Below are 17,917 nucleotides of genomic sequence, written 5' to 3'. Positions count from 1 at the left end.
CCCCGGCGTCAGCCGGGAAACGCACGTGCTTGCGGCGGTCCCGGTCTCAGCCAGTGCGGCGGGGCGACGAGCCCGAGCCGCCCCGGCCTCCGGCGCGCATGCGGCACCCGCGGCCGAGGCCCACTTCGGTACGGGCCGCGGCCCGTGCGGCCGTCCCGGCGTCAGCCGAGAATGCGGCGCTTCTGCTCCGCGAACTCCTCTTCGCTCAGCAGGCCCTGCGCCTTCAGCTCGCCCAGCTCCTTGATCTGGTCGAGCTTGCTCGACATGTCGTCCGGCTGGGCGGCCGGGGCCGCGGGCGTCGGTTCGGCGGCTTGCTGCTGGTAGTCCTGCTGCGCCCAGCGGCCGGCCTGGCGCCGCGAGACGCGGTTGGACACCGCCGTGGCGGTGCCGGCGACGACTGCGGTGCGCGCGACACCGCGAAGCAGTCCGGGCATGTCCCCTCATCTCCCACGGGTGTGCGTCGGTCAGGCGGCGGACGGGCCGGCCCCGGGCGGTGACGCCTCGGCGGCTTCCAGCGAGGCCAGCAGCGCCTGGACCGGGATACGGCCGCTGGCCACCAGCTGCGCACCGCCACGCCGCAGCGCGCGGGCCAGGGGCGCGGCCCACAGGTTCTCGTAGACCAGGAGCGCCGCGGAGTTGCCCGGGGCGAGCACGGCTCCCGCCTCGTCGAGGTCGTCCTGGCCCATGAGGCCGGAGGAGGCTCCCTCGAAGACGGACAGGTCCACCTCGCCGCCCAGGTCGGTCAGCTCCACGACGGCGACCGTGCCGTCCTCGTCCTTGCGGACGAAGAGGAGGTCGAGGACGCGGATGATGCCGCGATCGACCAGGTCGACAAGGAGCGGCAGCCCCTCGCCGGTCATGCGGTTGCCGGGGAACTCGACGACCAGGTAGTCGACGGGGCCCATCTCCTCCACGTCGTCACTCATGGCCACTCCTCACAGGCGGACGGCACGGGGGTGCCGCCATCGGCGCCCGGCCTCATTCCATCACCGTGGCGCGGGAGGCGCATTTTGTGCGGGGCGGGTCCTAGAACAGCCCGGCGCCCCGCTCGAAGTCCAGCAGCCGCCGCTTGCGGGCGAGGCCGCCGCCGTAGCCGGTGAGGCTGCCGTCGGCGCCCACGACCCGGTGGCAGGGGACGATGATGCTGAGCGGGTTCTTGCCGTTGGCGAGGCCGACCGCGCGGGAGGCGTTGGCGTTGCCGAGGGCGTCGGCGAGCTGGCCGTAGGTGCGGGTCTCGCCGTAGGGGATGCGTACCAGCTGCTCCCAGACGGTGCGCTGGAACGGGGTCCCGTGGAGGCGGACTTCGAGGGTGAACTCCTTCAACTCCCCTGCGAAGTACGCCTGGAGCTGTTCCTCGGCCTCCGCGAAGAGGGTGTCGTCGAAGGAGCCGAACGTCTCCTCGGCGGGGCGGTGGCGCTGGTCGGTCATGTAGAGGCCGCACAGGACACCGTCGTCGGCGACGAGGGTGAGCAGGCCGTAGGGGCTGTCGATGACGGAGTGCTGCTTCATGGTGAACGTCCTCAGACGGGCAGGAAGTTGATCGGGTGGCTGTCGGTCGCCCACAGGTACTGGACGGCGTAGGCCCGCCAGGGGCGCCAGGCCGCCGCGCCGGCGGTGAGGGCGGCCGGGGTGGAGGGCAGGCCCAGTTCCTGGGCGGCGCGGCGGATGCCGAGGTCGGTGGGCAGGAAGGCGTCCGGGTCGCCGAGGGCGCGCATGGCGATGACGTCGACGGTCCAGGGGCCGAAGCCGGGCAGTTCGAGGAGCCGGGCGCGGACCTCGGCCCAGTCGCTCTCCACGCCCAGGTGGAGCGAACCGTCGGCGAGCCGCCCGACCAGCGTGGTGAACGTGGTGCGGCGGGTGCGCGGCATCGCCAGAGTCCCGGGGTCGACCGAGGCCAGCGCCTGCGGTGTGGGGAACAGGTGGCTCAGGCCGCCCTCGGGGTCCTCGACCGGGTCGCCGTGGGCGGTGACCAGGCGGGCGGCGTGGGTGCGGGCGGCGGCCGTCGAGACCTGCTGGCCGAGGACCGCGCGGACGGCGAACTCGGCCTCGTCCACGGTGCGCGGCACCCGGCGGCCGGGCGCCTTGTCCACCAGAGGCCGGAGCACCGGGTCGGTGCGCAACTGGCCGTCCACGGCGGCCGGGTCGGCGTCCAGGTCGAGCATGCGGCGGCAGCGGCTGATGGCGACGGGCAGGTCGCGCAGGTCACTGAGGGCCAGCCGGCAGCCGATGTGGTCCGGCTTCGGGGTGAGCGCCACGATGCCGTGTCCGTACGGCAGGCGCAGGGTGCGGCGGTAGGCGCCGTCGCGCCACTCCTCGACGCCGGGTACGGCCGTGGCGGCGAGGTGGCCGAAGAGGTTGTCGGGGTTGAGCGGGGCGCGGAACGGCAGGCGCAGGGTGAGCGCGCCGTTCTGGGCGCTCGTGCGGGGCGCTCGGGCGCGCAGCAGGCTCGGGGTGAGGGCGTAGACCTCGCGGACGGTGTCGTTGAAGGTGCGGATCGAGGCGAACCCCGCGGCGAACGCGACCTCCGCCATGGGCAGTTCGGTGGTCTCGATCAGCAGGCGGGCGGTCTGGGCGCGCTGGGCGCGGGCCAGGGCCAGCGGGCCCGCGCCCAGCTCGGCCAGGAGCTGGCGTTCGATCTGCCGGGCGCTGTAGCCGAGCCGGGCGGCCAGGCCGGGCACGCCCTCGCGGTCGACCGTGCCGTCCGCGATGAGCCGCATGGCGCGGGCCACCAGGTCGGCCCGCCGGTTCCACTCCGGGGAGCCGGGGCTGGTGTCCGGGCGGCAGCGCTTGCAGGCCCGGAAGCCGGACTGCTGGCAGGCGGCCGCGCTCGGGTAGAACACCATGTTCTCCGCCTTGGGCGGTACCACCGGGCAGCTGGGCCGGCAGTAGATCCCGGTGGTGCGGACCGCGGTGTAGAACCATCCGTCGAACCGCGCGTCCTTGCCCTGGACCGCGCGCACGCAACTCTCCCGGTCGGTGTGCATCGCCTTCTGCATGCGTCCAGCATCCCGGACGCGTGCCTGCCGGGCTGGCGAGAATCCGACATCAACCTCGTCTGTGCTGGGCCCACCCGGATCGCCAGGCCGACTCACGCAGCAGCCGCAGCCCAGCCGTTCAGGCCGACCAGTCCCGTCGGTCCCTCGTGTCCGGCGACGCCGAGCGGCAGCCGCAGGCGGCCGGCCAGGTCCCACACCACGGGGACGGTGATGAAGGTGCCCGCGATCACCCGGTTCCGCGCCACCGGCGGGCGGGCCGCGCGGGAGAGCCGTACGACGGCGGCCACGGCGGTCAGCCCGTCGCGCACGAGCACCGCGGCCGCCGCCTCGGTGAGCGCGGGCGGTACCACGTCGCGGTGGTCCTGCGCGGAGATCGTTCCGGACGCCTGGAAGCCGACGACCCCGTCCGGCATCCGTCGAGCCTGCTGATCTCGGCTGCTCAGCCCGCGTGTTCCATACGGCTGACCAGCGCCCAGATGATGAACACGTCGATCGCCATCATGATCATGGACCAGATCGGCGCGTACGGCAGGAACAGGAACTGGGCGACCAGGCTGAGCGCGGCGAGGAAGACGCCCGCGGGCCGGGCCCAGACGGATTCCTTCAGCAGACCGGCGCCGGTGACGGCGACCAGTACGCCCAGGACGATGTGGATCCAGCCCCAGCCGGTGAGATCCAGCTCGTACACGTAGGAGCCGATCCGGCCGTACACGTCGTCGCCGGCGACGGCCGCGATGCCCTGGAGGACGGCGAGGACGCCGTTGCAGAGCAGCAGGACGCCCGCGAAGAGGACCCCGCCGGACACCCACGGGTCGGGCTGTCCGGGGCCTGCGGACCGCTGTCCGCGCTTCGGCGCGGTCCAGGCGGTGCCGATGTCGCCCTCCGGCTTGCCGCCGGGCTGTGCCGACTGCCCGCTCATGGTGCGAGCCCTTCCTTGGCACCGTCGGCCGGGCCGCCGGCCGGGCCCGGTCCGCCCTCGTCACCCGACGCGCCCGGACCGCCCCCGTCGCCCGCGGCTCCCGGGCCCGCGCCCTCCTCCTCGACCAGGAAGTCGACGACGGTGAGCGCGAACAGCAGCGCCAGCGCCAGGCCGACGATGACCCAGCCCGTCGGGTACGACCACAGGACGAAGGCGAGCACGGCGGCCCCGACGAGGATCCAGGTGATCCACGTACGGAAGCGGTGCACGAACGGGCCCACGGGGCCGGTGCGCATGCCCAGCCGGTCTGCGCTGGAGCGGGCCGCGCCGATCCCGGAGTGCCACATCTGGCGCAGTCCGGTCGCCCAGCGGCCCGGCCCGGACAGCCAGGCGGCGATCGCGACCACCACGCCCAGCGTCACCACCATCCGCACCCCGGCCCGCAGATAGCGGATCAGCGTGTCGTACACCGATCCGGCGGCCGGCTGGTTCACCCCGGAGGGCAGGGCGTCGAGGTACACGTCCCGGAAGACGGTAAGGACGATGCCGAGCACCAGCGCCGCGAAGGCGAAGCACAGGGCCGCGGCGACCAGGACCTTGCGGCGGTGGGCGGAGAGGTACACACCGGCCGCGACCAGCAGTACCGAGATGACGGGCAGCCAGAAGCCGAGCAGCTGGAGCAGCCGGAAGTACGTCTTGACCTTGCCGATGTCGTCGGACTTCACGACGGTGATGCTGGTGTGGATCTCGGGGATGTTCGCGGCGACCGTGAGGCCGGAGTCGACCAGCCGCTTCTTGACCTGCTCCACGACGGGTCCGAGGTCCACGGTGACCGTGTCGTCGGTCAGCTGGATGGTGCCCTCGCCGCTGCCGGTCAGCGCCTCGTCCACGGCACTGTGGATGCGGCGGTTGGCCTCGGTCCAGATCCGCTCGAAGGTGTCGGAGGCGACCACCGCCTCCGCCTTGTCGTGCACGAAGCTCTTGACCGCGCTCTCCAGCGAGTCGCCCACCTTGCCGAGGGCCTTGTCGACGAGCGGCCGGTCCGGCGGGGCCACGCCCGACAGCAGATCGGGCAGGTCCAGGTGCTGCATCACCGCGTCGGTGACCCGGTTCGCGACCGCGTTCTGCACGTCCTTGTCGGAGGCGAGCGGGGCGACGGTGTCCACGTAGCGGCTGGTGTCGCCGACGATGCTGGAGGTCCAGGCCGCGACCAGGCTCAGCGGGGCGAGGACACAGCCGAGGAAGATCAGCACCGCGGAGAAGAAGGCCCGCACACGGTGGTGCCTCGGGGGGAGCCGCTCGGCCTCCAGCGCCGCGATACGGGCGCGCAGATGCTCCAGCTCGCTGTCGCCGCGGCCCGACGGGGCCTCGCCGTCCGCCATGGGGGTTCCCTCCTGTGCGCCGGAATGATCCGACTCAAGAAGGACAACCCGCCGAAGGGGCGGCGGCGAGCGCTGCGGGGCCGTTCGGGTGAGCGGCCCCGCCCCGTCTCACATGTTGATCATGTGCCCCGCGAGGCCGTGGACGGCCTCCTTGACGGCCTCGCCCAGGGTCGGGTGGGCGTGCACGTTGCGGGCGACCTCGTGGACGGTGAGATCCCACTGCTGGGCCAGGGTCAGCTCCGGCAGCAGCTCGGTGACGTCGGGGCCGATGAGGTGGCCGCCGATCAGCTCGCCGTACTTCGCGTCGCTGATCAGCTTGACGAAGCCGACGGTGTCGCCGAGGCCGTGCGCCTTGCCGTTCGCGGTGAAGGGGAACTTGGCGACCTTGACGTCGTAGCCGAGCTCGCGGGCCTGGGCCTCGGTGTAGCCGAAGCTGGCGATCTGGGGCTGGCAGTAGGTGGCGCGCGGGATCATCGCGTAGTCGAGTTCCATCGTCTCGGCGTCCGCGAGGGTCTCGGCGGCGATCACGCCCATGGCCTCGGCGGTGTGCGCGAGCATCAGCTTGGCCGTCACGTCACCGATGGCGTAGATGTGCGGCACGGACGTACGGCAGCGGCCGTCGATGTCGATCGCGCCGCGCTCGGTCAGCCGTACGCCGGTCTTGTCCAGGCCGTAGCCCTCCACGTTCGGCGCGAAGCCGATCGCCTGGAGCACCTTGTCGGCCTCCAGCACCTGCTGTGCGCCGTCCTTGCCGGTCACGGTGACGCGCACCTTGGGGCCGGACTCGTCGATGGCGTCCACGCGGGTGGAGGTCAGCACGTCGATGCCCAGCTTGCGGTACTGCTTGGCCAGTTCGGCGGAGACCTCGGCGTCCTCCAGCGGGGCCATGCGGTCCAGGAACTCGACGACCGTGACCTTCACGCCGTAGTTGTGCAGCACGTAGGCGAACTCGATGCCGATCGCGCCCGCGCCCGCGACCACGATCGACTCCGGCAGGTCGTCGGCGAGGATCTGCTCCTCGTACGTCACCACGCGCGCGCTGCGCTTGGTGCCCGGCAGCAGCTTCGGGGTGGCACCGGTGGCGATGATGCAGTCCGTGAAGCCGATGGTGCGGGTGTCGCCGTCGTAGCCCGCCACCTGGAGGGTGTTCGCGTCGAGGAACGTGCCCCGGCCGTCGAACTCCGTGATCTTGTTCTTCTTCATCAGGTAGTGGACGCCCTTGACCCGGCCGTCGGCGACCTTGCGGCTGCGGCGGTATGCCTCGCCGTAGTCGAACGAGACCTGGCCGTCCACCTTGATGCCGAAGGTCTTCGCCTGGTGGGTGAAGATGTGCGCCAGCTCGGCGTTGCGCAGCAGGGCCTTGGTGGGGATGCAGCCGACGTTCAGACAGACGCCGCCCCAGTACTTCTCCTCCACGACGGCGACCGTCTTCCCGAGCTGGGCGGCGCGCACGGCGGCGACGTACCCGCCGGGGCCCGCTCCGAGTACGACGACGTCGAAGTGCTCGTCCTGCTCGTCCATGGTGGTCCTCTTCGGTGACGTGGGAGCGGGTGGACCGCTTGGTGCGCCTCAGATTGTTTCGCCGCTCGGCCCCCACCGCCACACCGCCTCACCAAAGGTGATCACCCTCTCACCACCGCCTCTCGCCTCTTTTCGCCGCCGCCGCCCGTCGCGTACGGGGTCCGGGCCGGCGCCCGTCAGTGGTTGGGGCCGGCCCGGCTGATGTCCGCCAGGGCGGAGTGCGGGTCGTCGGACGTGGCCAGGTCGCCGAGGGTCACCATCCCGACCGGGCAGCCGCCGTGCTCGACGACGGGCAGCCGGCGGACGGCGTGCAGTCGCATCAGCTCGGCCGCGCGGTCGGTCGTGTCGTCGGGCGACAGCGTCACCACGGGCGGCCGGGTGCACACCGTGCCGACGCTGGTGGCCTCCGGGTCACGGCCCGCGGCGACCACCCGGACCGTGATGTCCCGGTCCGTCAGCACGCCGAACAAATCGCAGTCGTAGGCCACCAGGACATCCCCGATGTCCTGCTCACTCATCAGCCGCGCGGCCCGCGCCACCGTGGTCATCGGCTCGACGGCGGCGGCACCGGGCGACATCACGTCACGTATCTGCCGGGACATGGGCACCTCCCGAGTGGAAGGGGATCGTCGACCCCTACCAGGCCATTGTCCCGCCGGGAGCCGGGCGGGGCAGGGCCGCGCGGCATTCCGTACAGTGGCGGCGGGCCGTGACGGGCGCGCCGGAGTGGGACACCTCCGGGGAGCGGTCCGGCCGTCGTGGGCCCGAGCAGTGCGCGCGGGCGAGTCACGTCGAGCAACTGGAGCACTTGGTGACCAGCGCGTCTTCTCCGGCCGTCCCCCCTCTCCTGGCGGACGTCGTCCGCTCCGCCGGCCGGCTCCGCGCGGCGGCCGCCGGGCTCGACGGGGAACGGCTGCGTGGCCCGTCCGCGCTGCCGGGCTGGACACGGGCGCACGTCCTCGCGCATGTGGCCCGCGCCGCGGACGCGTACGTCCGCCTGCTGGACGCGGCGGCGACGGGCGGAGGTGCCGGAAGGGCGGACGCCACCGCTCTGGCGGAGGCGGTGGAGAAGGCGGCCGCGCTCCCGGCCGGGGAGCTGCGGGCCGATCTGGGTGGGAGCCTGGACCGGTTCGCCGTCAGGGCCCGGACGCTGTCCGAAGCCGCCTGGGACGTCCTGGTCACCGCGCTCGCGGGCTGGCGGCACCCGGCCTGGTTCACCCTGCGCCGCTGTCTGCGGGAGCTGGAGACGCACCACGTCGATCTCGACGTCGGTTACGCCACGTCCGACTGGCCCGTCTCCTACGTCGACTGGGCCCTCGACGACACCCTCGGCGCCCTGACCGCCTACGGCTTCGGCCTCTCGACCGTCGCGGCGGTCGATCTGGGCCGCACCTGGACGGTCTCACCCGAGGGCCCGCTCCTCACCGCTCCGGGACACGTCCTGCTGGGCTGGCTGAGCGGCCGTACCCCGGCGAGGGACCTGACCCCGGCACCGCTGCCGGAGCCACCGAGGTGGCCGCTGCCGCCCGTGCCTGGCTGGTGACGGTGCCGGTTTCCTGGGGCTGCGGCTCGGGTGCCGCCCTGTCACACTCCTGTCACCGGCGGCAACTCTCCGTTGACGTACGGGCCGCACACTGCCGAGACTCGGCGCATGCGCAGAGTGGAGCTGTCCCAGGCTGTCGAGAGCGTGCGCGAGCAGTTGTCCGCGCTCAACCGTGACGTGGCCGGGAAGGATCTCGTCTTCGACGTGGGACCGGTGGAGCTTGAGTTCACCGTGGAGGTGTCCTTCGCGGGTGAGACGGGCACCGCGGTGAAGCTGTGGGTGGTGGAGGCCGGGGCCAAGGGGAGTGTGTCGGACAGCTTCACCCAGACCGTGCGAGTCACGCTGGAGCCGAGGGTGCGGTCGACCGGGCGACGTCCCGAGGTCGCGGACCCGCAGGGGGACTTGCTGCCCAGACCGGCCCAGCCCTGAGTCGGGCACCGGGGCCGGTCAGCGGGCCGTCCCCGGATCGGTGCCGACCGGGCCCGCTGTTCGTTCTCGCAGCGCCGCCAGTTGCGCCCGCACGCCGTCCAGAACCGCCCCGTAACGCGCGGGGTCCGTCACGGCGAGCGGGCCGATGACGGTGACGGCCAGCGCCGCGCAGCGCTCCGCGTCGCCGTACCTCGTCCGCTTCTCCAGCTCGAACGACACGTCGCTCAACGCCACACCGAGAGCGGCCTTTTCGTCCCCCTCCTGCGGAATCCCATAAGCCCGGCCCAGCCGGACGAGAGCCGTGGCCCAGGCCGTACGACGGCGCCAGTCGCCACTCGGCAGTACGTCCCGCAGATAGAACTCGGCGATCAGGGGCCCGACCATCCTGCGATACGACTCAGGGGCGTCGTCGAGGAGGGGCAGCAGCTCGGTCAGGGCGTCCAGGGACGCGGCCGTGCGATCCGGGTCCTCAGGGAGCCGCAGCCGGGCCAGGGTCAACACCCCGTGCACAAAGGCGGCATCCTCGTGGCGACCGAGCGCCACGGCACGGCCCTCGGCGAGCAGACGGGCCGTGATCATGGCTCCCGCCCATGCGTTGGCGTCATCCTCCTCGTTGCTCAGGTCCATCACCAAGGTCACGAGTTCGCGCGCCATCGGACTGTCGAAGTCAGACGACCGGGACAGCGCGTCGAAGGCCGCCACCGCCCGCTCGTGGAAGCCCGAACGCCCCGGCACCGCTTGGCCGTCCGTCGCGAGCCGCATCAGCATCCGTACGATCGGGACGAGTTCCCCGGCGGCTGTCCCGCGACCGCTGTTCCCGGTCAGCACCTCGAGTGCGGCGCCGATCCGCTCGTGCCTCACGGTCTCCCTGTCCGCGGAGGGGTCGAAGTGCGCCCTGGCGCAGGCGGCCAGGATCGTCTGGGGCACGAAGGCCGCGAAGAGACGCAGGCCGTCACGCGGATCCTGCCGGGCGTAGTCGGCCGTGGCGCGGAAGAGCGCCTCGCCTTCGGCTGCGAGCTCCTCGATCCCGGACAGTGGATCGGCGGAGACCTGCTCGGGGTCGCCACGCCGCAGCGCCAGCGCCCAGACCAGTTCCGCGGAGGACTCACCGGGGCGCAGCCTCGCGCGGGCGAGGCTCTCCGCTGCGGCGCAGTGCTCCCTCGCCGCCACGACCTCGTGGAGCTGCAACCGCAGATGTGCGAGCGTCAGCAGCAGACTCAGCCGCCGGCCCCGCCGCTCCTCCTCCGCCTCGTCGTCGGTGTCCGCGAGCCGACGGAGCACACGCAGCGCGAGGTCGCGTCCCGCCGCCGCTTCCTCGGGCTCGGGCCCGCAGCGCAGCAGGCACTCAAGGGCACCGACCGCCAGATCCGGTCGTACGAGCCGCTGTTCCTCGGTGTCCCAGGCCAGGTTCGCGCCCTCCAGGAAGAAGGCGACGGCCTGCCGTGGGCTTCGGGTGCGCAGGTGCTCGCCGAGGGTGACCAGGGTGAGCGCGAGCCCGGCCCGGAGCCGGTCGGCCTCCACCGGCTCGGGCCGGCCGGCCGGCGCCGTACGCGGTGTGCCGATCAGTTCGCGCAGCACCTCGGCCGTCTCGGGTGCCAGCGCGGCCGCGCGCTGCAACGGGCCGGTCCGAATGCGCAGTGCCAGCAGTCTGACCAGTGTCTCGCCCAACTCCGCCAGCACGTCGGCGCGGCCGCGGAAGCGGACGGTCTCGCTCTCGGCGCGTAACAGGCACCCCGGTGACACCGCGGCCGGTGCGTCGTGGCGGTCCAGCAGCGGGGCGAACTCCACAGATTCGGCGGGCGGAGGCTGCCCGAGGTGCATGGCGAGGACACCGCGGAAGTCCTCGTCGCGGAGCAGTTCCGCGAGGGGTACGACCTCCAGGGCGTCGGAGTCGTACTCCACCGGGTCGTCCCGCACGATGCCGAGGAGCAGGCCGCCCTGTTCGTCGAGCACCGGGCCACCCGAGAGCCCCTGCCAGGGCGACCGACCGTCCGGCACGCCGCGACGCGGGATCGCGTCCGTGATCGTCATGCGGTGTCGGCCGGCGATGCGCTGGGTGCCGGGGTTGATGGTTCCGCCGAGTTCGACGACGTCCCGCAAGTCGCGTGCCACGCCGGCCGGGAAACCCCAGGCGGCACAGCGATGATGTCCGGTGGCACCGGTGAAACGTCCTGGTCTCGGTGGTACGCAGGCCTGGGCGGGCTCGGTGCTCAGTTCGATGAGGGCGGCGTCCACCCGGCTGTCCTGGCGCTGCCAGACCACTCTGCCGTCGAAGACGCGGTCACCGCCGAGGAAGCGCACCTGTGCCGCGGTGCCGCCCCTGGGTCCGCACACATGCCCCGAGCCGAGCACGAGGCGCGGGGCCAGCCGCACCCCGGATCCGTATCCGACCGCCTTGATCTCGGCGAGCTGACGCGGGTCCAACGGCATGGCCCGAGTGCATCACACGCGCGGCTGCCCGCACCAGCCCCTGTCGGTTCGCCGACTCTCAACCGGTCTGCGCCGCGAAGGCGTTGTACGCGTCCTCGTCGAAGAGCACGAAGCGCACCTCCTCCACGGCGGTGTCCGTCGCGCGGACCGTTTCCACCGCGATGCGGGCCGCGTCGTCCATCGGCCAGCCGTAGACGCCGGCCGAGACGGCGGGGAAGGCGACGGTGCGGGCGCCGAGTTCGTCGGCGACGCGGAGTGATTCGCGGTAACAGGACGCCAGGAGGGCCGAGCGGTCCTCCTGCCGGCTGAACACGGGGCCGACGGTGTGGATGACCCAGCGGGCGTCCAGGTCGCCCGCGGTCGTCGACACGGCCTGGCCGGTGGCGAGGCCCTTGCCGTAGTGGCCCGCGCGCAGGCGGCGGCAGTCCTCCAGGATGGCGGGGCCGCCGCGGCGGTGGATGGCGCCGTCGACGCCTCCGCCGCCGAGGAGGGAGGAGTTGGCGGCGTTGACGATCGCGTCGGCCCTCTGGTGGGTGATGTCGCCCTGGACGAGCTCGATGGTGGTCATGGTGACCTCCTCTTCCCCCTTCTTCCTCGCGTCGGCTTCCGTCAGGTCTGTCGGAGCCGTCTCCATACCGCCTTGGCCGCGTTGTGCCCGGACATGCCGTGTACGCCGGGGCCCGGCGGGGTGGCGGAGGAGCAGATGAAGACGGCCGGGTGCGGGGTGTTGTACGGCGACAGGGAGAGGCGGGGGCGCAGCAGCGTCTGGAGGCCGGTGAACGCGCCGGTGGCGATGTCGCCGCCGACGTAGTTGGCGTTGCGGGCGGCGAGTTCGGGCGGGCCGGCGACGGCACGGGCGAGGACGCGGTCGCGGAAGCCCGGGGCGAAGCGCTCCAGTTGACGCTCGATGGCGTCGGTGAGGTCGCCCGTCCAGCCGTTGGGGACATGGGCGTAGGCCCAGAAGACGTGCTTGCCGGCCGGGGCGCGGGTCGGGTCGACGACGCCGGGCTGCACGGTGATCAGGAACGGCACCTCGGGTGCGCGGCCCTCGCGGGAGGCCGCGTGCAGGGCGGTGCCGATCTCGGTGGCGCTCGCGCCGACCTGGACGGTGGTGGCGGCCCGGGCCTCTGGCGCGGTCCACGGCACCGGGCCGTCCAGGGCGTAGTCGATCTTGAAGACGGCGGCGCCGTAGCGGTAGCGGTCGTAGCGGTCGCCGAGGCCCGCGATACGGGCGAGGGCGGTGGGCGAGGTGTCGAAGACGTAGGCGCGCGCGGGCGGCAGGTCGTCGAGCCGCTTGACCTCGTAGTCCGTGTGGATCGTGCCGCCGTGGGCCCGCAGCAGGGAGGCCAGCGCGTCGGAGATCGACTGCGAGCCGCCCTCGGCGACGGGCCAGCCACGGGCGTGCGCGGCGAGCGCGAAGACCAGGCCGATCGCGCCGGTCGCGAAGCCGTTCAGCGGGGCGATGACATGGGCGACCAGCCCCGCGATCAGGGCCTTGGCGCGCTCGTCCTGGAAGCGGCGGGTCAGCCAGGTGGAGGGTGGCAGGCCCAGCAGTCCGAAGCGGGCGAGGGTGACCGGGTCGCGGGGCAGCGCGGTCAGCGGCAGGGACATGAAATCGCGGACCAGGGTGTCCCAGCGCGGCAGGAACGGCTGGACCAGCCGGCGATAGGCACCCGCGTCACGTGGCCCGAACGAGGCGGCCGTCTCCGCGACGGACCGGGCCAGGACCGCGGCGCTGCCGTCGGGGAAGGGGTGCGCCATGGGCAGGTCGGCGTGCAGCCAGCGCAGGCCGTGCTCCTCCAGCGGGAGGGCGCGGAACGCCGGTGAGCTGATGCCGAGCGGGTGTGCGGCCGAGCACGGGTCGTGACGGAAGCCGGGCAGGGTCAGTTCCTCGGTGCGGGCGCCCCCGCCGACGGTGTCGCGTGCCTCGAACAGGGCCACGGAGAATCCGCGGCGGGCCAGCTCGACGGCGGCCGTGAGCCCGTTCGGCCCCGCACCCACCACGACGGCATCGAACATGGACGGCACTTTCGGACCCCTTCGTCAGCCGACGGCCTCTGAGGATCAGGATATGCCGCCCGACCGACAACGCCCGTGCCCAAGGCCTGTCGTACATGCCCTGTTGATCGCGACGGCCTCGCGGAACCGGATGTTCCGCTCCCCCGAGCGGTCCCGGCCCGGTCCTCGACGACCGACGGCCGATCCGGTCGCCGAGGGCCGACGGCCGGCCCGCCCGTTGACACCCGACACCCGATCCGGCCGCCGACGGCCGACAACCAGCCCGCCCGTTCACACCCGACGCCCCTTTCCGGCCGCCGACGGCCGGCCCTCCTCGACACCCGACACCCGGTCGGGCGCCTCACGCGCGAGTCCGGGTCCCCTCGTCAGGCCGTGCCCGACAGCAGGCCCCGCACGGTGCGGGCCGTCGCGGCGTCCCGGGCGGCCGTGAAGGGCAGGCTGTTGCCGCCGGTGATGCGGAACGGCTCGTCGGTCAGCGTGAGGTGGGCGCCGCCCGCCTCCTCGACCAGCAGCAGCCCCGCCGCGTGATCCCAAGCCAGTTCCCAGCTGAAGGCCGTGGCGTCCGACTCGCCCCGCGCGACGGCGAGATACTCCAGGCCGGCCGAACCGCACGCGCGCGGGGCGGTGCCGTCGGCCCACAGCCCGAGCAGGGCGCGCTTCTGCTCGTCCGTCGTGTAGTCCGGGTGCGAGGTGGCTATGCGCAGGGGGCTGCCCGCGGCGGGCGCTCCGGCGAACAGCCGCTCGCCGTCCAGGTAGGCGCCCTGGCCCCGTACGGCGGTGGCGAGTTGGTCGCGGGCGGGCGCGTACGTCCACGAGGCGTACACGACGCCGTGCCGGGCGAGGGCGATCAGGGTGCAGAAGCCGTCCTGGCCGTGCACGAACTGCCGTGTGCCGTCGACCGGGTCGACGATCCAGACGGGCGCGTCGCCGCGTATCGCCTCGTACGTCGTGGGGTCGGCGTGCACCGCCTCCTCGCCGACCACGACGGAGCCGGGCAGCAGGCGGGTGAGGACTTCGGTGAGATGGCGCTCGGCCTCGCGGTCGGCGTCCGTCACCAGGTCGTGCGGGCCGCTCTTCTGGTCGATCTCATGGGCGCCGAGCTGCCGGAAGCGGGGCATGATCTCGGCCGCGGCGGCCTTGCGGACCGCCTCCTCCACGTCGGCCGAGCGGCGCGCGAGAAACTCGTCGATGGTTTCCGTGTCTTCGATCATGTCTCCCATAAGAGCACGGACCACTGACAATCCCTGCCCGTTTCGTGAACTACCGGCAGAATTGGGATGAACACCGAGTGAGGCGGCTCACCCCTCGCTCCACGCCCGACCGCGCACGCCGCAGACCCGCTCAACGCCCGCCCGCCCGCGCACGCCGCAGACCCTGCTCAACACCCGACCGCGCCCGCCGCAGACCCGGCTCAACACCCCGACCGCGTACCCCTGTGTACCTCGCGGGTTCGCCGCTGCGGCTCGGGCGTGAGGACCCGGTCGGCCATGCCTGCTTCGCCGAGCGGGCGGTAGCGGGTGGCCCAGCGCTGGGCGGTGGCGGGCGAGACCTGGAAGCTTTCGGCGGCCCGGCGCAGCGGCCAGCCGTCCTCGACCACGCAACGGGCCAGACGCAGCCGTCCGGTCTCGGTCAGGGGTGCGTCACGGGTGGGACACGAGGGTCGTCGCGGCCAGGCCGGGGATGGTGCCGGAGGGTCGTGCGACGCCGTGGATCGCGTGTCGGGCGCCGCCGGTGTTTACGCGAACATAGCCCCGACGGACCCGCACTCAACCGGTGCGTCGCCTCTCGGCGGACGCACGGAATCGCCCGACCTCGGCAAACGACACACAACGCCGTCGTGAGTGCGAGTACCGGCCGCAGCGCTGCCAGCCCCCGCAGGGCCGAAAGGGCCGGCCGACCCCGCGCGAAGCCTGATTCGACGTCTTCCGCCGGCTGACCCGACACAACACCCGGCGTCGCCACTCCAGCCTCGGACAGCGGTGTCCGATCGCCTTCGAGAACACCCACCAACGGGCATCAAGCAGCCTGGCCCCAGCCGCACAGACGTGTTCGACATCGGGGGTCAAGGCCCATCCCGAAGGCGCCCCGGAGAGTGGGACGCGCGGTGAACACGGGCGGCCTCCCCCGCGATGCGGGGGCGGAACGCGTGATCATAAGCGCGCGCCGTTGACCGGCGGCGGGAGCCGAGTCGGTCCGCTCCCGCACCCGAGGGGACATAACCGGACACTCTACCCGCCGGTAACTCGCCCCCGTCACCGGCCGCGCACGGAGCGAGTTGGCACTTCCGCACCACTGCCAGTCGTGTGACACTGGCGTCCCCCGTCCGCAGTGCGGACTCCTTCCGCACCGTCCCCCACGAAAAGTGCGCCGTGCGTTCTCTTCCTCTGCCGCTCGCCCTCACCGCACGTCTGACCCCTGTCGCGGTTCTCGCCTGCGCCGGCTGGGTCCTCACGTCCGGCCCCGAGACCTCGTCGGCCGCCAAGAACACGCCCGGTCAGCAGACGGGCACACAGTCGGAGTCGGCGTCGACGGCGTCGGCCGCGCCCCGGACGTACGCCGCCTCGCCCGCGCCCTGCACGAGCCTGGCCAAGAAGACGATCACCTCGCTGGTGCCCGGCGCGAAGACTGCGGGCAAGGAGATACCGTCCACCGACTCCAAGGTGCGCCGCACCTGTTCGTGGAACGCGCTCGACGGCTACGACTACCGCTGGCTCGACGTGTCCTTCGAGGTGATGGACTCGGACGCGGAGGCGGAGAAGTCGTACCAGGGGCGCGTGGAGAAGGCGAAGGGCGGCGGTGAGGTCCCCGGTCTCGGTGACGCGGGCTACTCCGTCGTGAACCTCACCACCGAGGACGACCAGAAGAGCCGCGAGGGCACGGTGCTGGCCCGTTCGCACAACGCGCTGGTGATCGTCACGTACACCGGCAGCGACTTCGAGTCGAAGGACGCGCCCAGCACGGACGAGATCAACAAGGGCGCCATCAAGGCGGCCAAGGAGGCGGCGGCCGCGCTGGAGAACGGCAGGTCCTGAACCGTTCTCCAGCGAACTCACCTCAGACGGCGGTGTGTTGCCGTCCCGTCGTCAGCATCAGCAGCAGGTACAGCGCCATCGACGTGCCGAGTCCGACGGCCCAGCCGTAGTCGGCGAGCGGCTCCAGCGCGGGGATGGGCCGGCCGTCGATCAGCGGTTTGAAGGTGGCGCCGCCGATCGCCAGGACGCCGCCGGTCAGGAAGGCGGCGACGGCCCGCCAGTTCCAGCCGCCCTCGTACCAGTAGCGGCCGCCCTCGCGGTACAGGTCGACGAGGTCGAGGCGGGAGCGGCGCAGGATCCAGTAGTCGGCGATGAGGATGCCCGCGACCGTGCCGAGCAGTCCGCCGACCAGGCCGAGCCAGGTGAAGATGTAGCCCTGCGGGTCGGAGTACAGCTTCCACGGGAAGATCAGTACGCCGATGACGCAGGTGGCGAGCGCCCCGGCCCGGAAACTGATCTTCCTGGGCGCGATGTTGGAGAAGTCGAAGGCCGGGGAGACCAGGTTGGCGGCCACGTTGACGGACAGCGTCGCGACCAGCACGGTCACCAGGGCGAACAGCAGGCCCACCGTGTTGTCGGTCCGCGCCGCCAACTGCACCGGGTTCCAGATGGGTTCGCCGTAGACGGCCTGCGAGCCGGAGGTGACGAGCACCGAGAGGAACGCGAACAACGTCATCGTCGTGGGCAGACCCAGTGCCTGCCCCCAGGTCTGCGCCTTCTGGCTCCTGCCGTAGCGGGTGAAGTCCGGGATGTTCAGCGACAGCGTGGACCAGAAGCCGATCATGCCCATCAGGGCGGGCCAGAACAGCTTCCAGAAGTCGCCGCCCCAGCCGAGCTTGGAGGGCTGGTCGAACAGCGGGCCGAGTCCGCCGGCCTTGCTGCTCATCCACCACAGCATCACGAGCGCGCCGACCAGCACGAAGGGCGCCGCCCAGTTCTCGAACCGGCGGATGGTCTCCATGCCCCGGTAGATGATCGCGACCTGGATCGCCCAGAAGATGGCGAAGGACAGCCACATCGTCCAGGCGTAGCCGCCGACCTTCGCGGCGTCCGTCCAGCCCGCACCGATCAGCTTCCCGGCCAGGAAGTAGATCGCCTCGCCGCCGATCCAGGTCTGGATGCCGAACCAGCCGCACGCCACCAACGCCCTTACGACAGCGGGCAGGTTGGCGCCGCGGATACCGAAGGACGCCCGCGCGAACACCGGGAAGGGGATGCCGTACTTGGGGCCCGCGTGCCCGGTGAGCAGCATCGGGACCAGCACGATCACATTGGCGAGGGCGATGGTGAACACCGCCTGCTTCCAGTCCATGCCGACGGCGATCAGACCGGAGGCGAGCGTCCAGGAGGCGGTGTTGTGGGCCATGCCGACCCACAGCGCGGAGAAGTTGTACGTCGTCCAGGTGCGCCGCGCCACGGGGACCGGGAGCAGGTCCTCGTTGGCGAAGCGGCCGCCCGGCGGCGGGGAGTCGGGGGCGATCTCCACGCGCCCGTCGGCGAGGGTGACTTGGGTGGTCGGCGGTATGGCCGTGGGAGCGGTGTCGGTCATGGGCAGGCCAATCGAACGAGGTGGGACGGGAAAGGCCGTGCGGGTGGCGCCGAGGGGGGTGCGCGGGGGCGCGCGCCGGGGACCGCGGACGTCTGGC

Annotated in this window: 16 protein-coding genes and 2 pseudogenes; 3 read left to right on the top strand and 15 right to left on the bottom strand. The window is 72.5% G+C overall.

Features of this window, described 5'->3' with window-relative positions; translation table 11 throughout:
* Positions 1-161 precede the first annotated feature (161 nt).
* From ABZZ79_RS09565 to ABZZ79_RS09525, 9 genes and pseudogenes are all read right to left on the bottom strand, one after another.
* Positions 162-434 carry an SHOCT domain-containing protein gene (locus ABZZ79_RS09565; protein WP_356688217.1) on the bottom strand — a complete coding sequence of 91 codons (273 nt, stop codon included), beginning with the start codon at positions 432-434 and terminating at the stop codon, positions 162-164.
* 30 nt (positions 435-464) lie between these two features.
* Positions 465-926 (bottom strand): DUF6325 family protein, encoded by a 462-nt coding sequence (locus ABZZ79_RS09560; RefSeq protein WP_356688215.1) that lies wholly within the window; start codon positions 924-926, stop codon positions 465-467.
* A 100-nt stretch (positions 927-1,026) separates the two neighbouring features.
* On the bottom strand, positions 1,027-1,509 hold the full coding sequence (locus tag ABZZ79_RS09555) for a methylated-DNA--[protein]-cysteine S-methyltransferase (RefSeq protein ID WP_356688213.1): 483 nt from the start codon (positions 1,507-1,509) through the stop codon (positions 1,027-1,029).
* Positions 1,510-1,520: 11 nt separating this feature from the next.
* Positions 1,521-2,984, bottom strand: a complete 1,464-nt coding sequence (locus tag ABZZ79_RS09550; RefSeq protein ID WP_356688296.1) for an AlkA N-terminal domain-containing protein — start codon at positions 2,982-2,984, stop codon at positions 1,521-1,523.
* Between the two features lie 61 nt (positions 2,985-3,045).
* Positions 3,046-3,325, bottom strand: a pseudogene (locus ABZZ79_RS09545) (heavy metal translocating P-type ATPase); the annotation flags it as partial.
* 110 nt (positions 3,326-3,435) lie between these two features.
* Entirely contained in the window at positions 3,436-3,915 is a 480-nt protein-coding gene (locus tag ABZZ79_RS09540) for a hypothetical protein (protein WP_356688211.1), read from the bottom strand.
* A complete protein-coding gene (locus tag ABZZ79_RS09535) occupies positions 3,912-5,297 on the bottom strand; it encodes a hypothetical protein (RefSeq protein ID WP_356688209.1) in 1,386 nt (461 codons plus the stop codon). Before ABZZ79_RS09535 ends, ABZZ79_RS09540 begins: the two co-directional genes overlap by 4 nt.
* 108 nt (positions 5,298-5,405) lie before the next feature.
* Positions 5,406-6,818, bottom strand: coding sequence for a dihydrolipoyl dehydrogenase (gene lpdA, locus ABZZ79_RS09530; RefSeq protein ID WP_356688207.1), 1,413 nt, complete (start codon positions 6,816-6,818; stop codon positions 5,406-5,408).
* Positions 6,819-6,994: 176 nt separating this feature from the next.
* A complete protein-coding gene (locus ABZZ79_RS09525) occupies positions 6,995-7,420 on the bottom strand; it encodes a CBS domain-containing protein (RefSeq protein ID WP_356688205.1) in 426 nt (141 codons plus the stop codon).
* Positions 7,421-7,527: 107 nt separating this feature from the next.
* Here ABZZ79_RS09525 and ABZZ79_RS09520 point away from each other — a divergent pair, with 107 nt between their 5' ends.
* Together ABZZ79_RS09520 and ABZZ79_RS09515 are read left to right on the top strand one after the other, a co-directional pair.
* Positions 7,528-8,361, top strand: coding sequence for a maleylpyruvate isomerase family mycothiol-dependent enzyme (locus ABZZ79_RS09520; protein ID WP_356688203.1), 834 nt, complete (start codon positions 7,528-7,530; stop codon positions 8,359-8,361).
* A 108-nt stretch (positions 8,362-8,469) separates the two neighbouring features.
* Positions 8,470-8,790, top strand: a complete 321-nt coding sequence (locus ABZZ79_RS09515; protein ID WP_356688201.1) for a trypco2 family protein — start codon at positions 8,470-8,472, stop codon at positions 8,788-8,790.
* Between the two features lie 18 nt (positions 8,791-8,808).
* On the opposite strand, the gene ABZZ79_RS09510 is transcribed toward ABZZ79_RS09515, so the two are convergent.
* The 5 genes and pseudogenes from ABZZ79_RS09510 to ABZZ79_RS09490 all read right to left on the bottom strand — a co-directional run.
* Positions 8,809-11,220: a serine protease gene (locus tag ABZZ79_RS09510; RefSeq protein WP_356688199.1), complete on the bottom strand. Its 2,412-nt coding sequence runs from the start codon at positions 11,218-11,220 to the stop codon at positions 8,809-8,811.
* A gap of 58 nt (positions 11,221-11,278) precedes the next feature.
* Complete coding sequence (locus tag ABZZ79_RS09505) at positions 11,279-11,788, bottom strand: O-acetyl-ADP-ribose deacetylase (protein ID WP_356688197.1); 510 nt, start codon at positions 11,786-11,788, stop codon at positions 11,279-11,281.
* Between the two features lie 41 nt (positions 11,789-11,829).
* On the bottom strand, positions 11,830-13,239 hold the full coding sequence (locus tag ABZZ79_RS09500; RefSeq protein ID WP_356688195.1) for an NAD(P)/FAD-dependent oxidoreductase: 1,410 nt from the start codon (positions 13,237-13,239) through the stop codon (positions 11,830-11,832).
* Between the two features lie 365 nt (positions 13,240-13,604).
* Positions 13,605-14,450: an inositol monophosphatase family protein gene (locus ABZZ79_RS09495; protein ID WP_356688193.1), complete on the bottom strand. Its 846-nt coding sequence runs from the start codon at positions 14,448-14,450 to the stop codon at positions 13,605-13,607.
* Between the two features lie 266 nt (positions 14,451-14,716).
* Positions 14,717-14,872: pseudogene (locus tag ABZZ79_RS09490) on the bottom strand (leucine zipper domain-containing protein); the annotation flags it as partial.
* 736 nt (positions 14,873-15,608) lie between these two features.
* On the opposite strand from ABZZ79_RS09490, the gene ABZZ79_RS09485 reads away from it, so the two are divergent.
* Positions 15,609-16,271 (top strand): hypothetical protein, encoded by a 663-nt coding sequence (locus tag ABZZ79_RS09485; RefSeq protein ID WP_356688191.1) that lies wholly within the window; start codon positions 15,609-15,611, stop codon positions 16,269-16,271.
* Between the two features lie 22 nt (positions 16,272-16,293).
* On the opposite strand, the gene ABZZ79_RS09480 is transcribed toward ABZZ79_RS09485, so the two are convergent.
* Positions 16,294-17,820: an NCS1 family nucleobase:cation symporter-1 gene (locus tag ABZZ79_RS09480; protein ID WP_356688189.1), complete on the bottom strand. Its 1,527-nt coding sequence runs from the start codon at positions 17,818-17,820 to the stop codon at positions 16,294-16,296.
* Positions 17,821-17,917: the final 97 nt, after the last annotated feature.

This window comes from Streptomyces sp. NPDC006458 (assembly GCF_040612135.1).
Lineage (GTDB): Bacteria > Actinomycetota > Actinomycetes > Streptomycetales > Streptomycetaceae > Streptomyces.
Note: the sequence above shows the minus strand (reverse complement) of the source record. Positions and strands in the feature narration are given on the sequence as shown.

Coding starts and splice junctions, on each gene's coding strand:
- ABZZ79_RS09565 (WP_356688217.1), bottom strand. CDS start 434: ATGCCCGGACTGCTTCGCGGTGTCGCGCGCACCGCAGTCGTCGCCGGC.
- ABZZ79_RS09560 (WP_356688215.1), bottom strand. CDS start 926: ATGAGTGACGACGTGGAGGAGATGGGCCCCGTCGACTACCTGGTCGTC.
- ABZZ79_RS09555 (WP_356688213.1), bottom strand. CDS start 1,509: ATGAAGCAGCACTCCGTCATCGACAGCCCCTACGGCCTGCTCACCCTC.
- ABZZ79_RS09550 (WP_356688296.1), bottom strand. CDS start 2,984: ATGCACACCGACCGGGAGAGTTGCGTGCGCGCGGTCCAGGGCAAGGAC.
- ABZZ79_RS09540 (WP_356688211.1), bottom strand. CDS start 3,915: ATGAGCGGGCAGTCGGCACAGCCCGGCGGCAAGCCGGAGGGCGACATC.
- ABZZ79_RS09535 (WP_356688209.1), bottom strand. CDS start 5,297: ATGGCGGACGGCGAGGCCCCGTCGGGCCGCGGCGACAGCGAGCTGGAG.
- lpdA (WP_356688207.1), bottom strand. CDS start 6,818: ATGGACGAGCAGGACGAGCACTTCGACGTCGTCGTACTCGGAGCGGGC.
- ABZZ79_RS09525 (WP_356688205.1), bottom strand. CDS start 7,420: ATGTCCCGGCAGATACGTGACGTGATGTCGCCCGGTGCCGCCGCCGTC.
- ABZZ79_RS09515 (WP_356688201.1), top strand. CDS start 8,470: ATGCGCAGAGTGGAGCTGTCCCAGGCTGTCGAGAGCGTGCGCGAGCAG.
- ABZZ79_RS09510 (WP_356688199.1), bottom strand. CDS start 11,220: ATGCCGTTGGACCCGCGTCAGCTCGCCGAGATCAAGGCGGTCGGATAC.
- ABZZ79_RS09505 (WP_356688197.1), bottom strand. CDS start 11,788: ATGACCACCATCGAGCTCGTCCAGGGCGACATCACCCACCAGAGGGCC.
- ABZZ79_RS09500 (WP_356688195.1), bottom strand. CDS start 13,239: ATGTTCGATGCCGTCGTGGTGGGTGCGGGGCCGAACGGGCTCACGGCC.
- ABZZ79_RS09495 (WP_356688193.1), bottom strand. CDS start 14,450: ATGATCGAAGACACGGAAACCATCGACGAGTTTCTCGCGCGCCGCTCG.
- ABZZ79_RS09480 (WP_356688189.1), bottom strand. CDS start 17,820: ATGACCGACACCGCTCCCACGGCCATACCGCCGACCACCCAAGTCACC.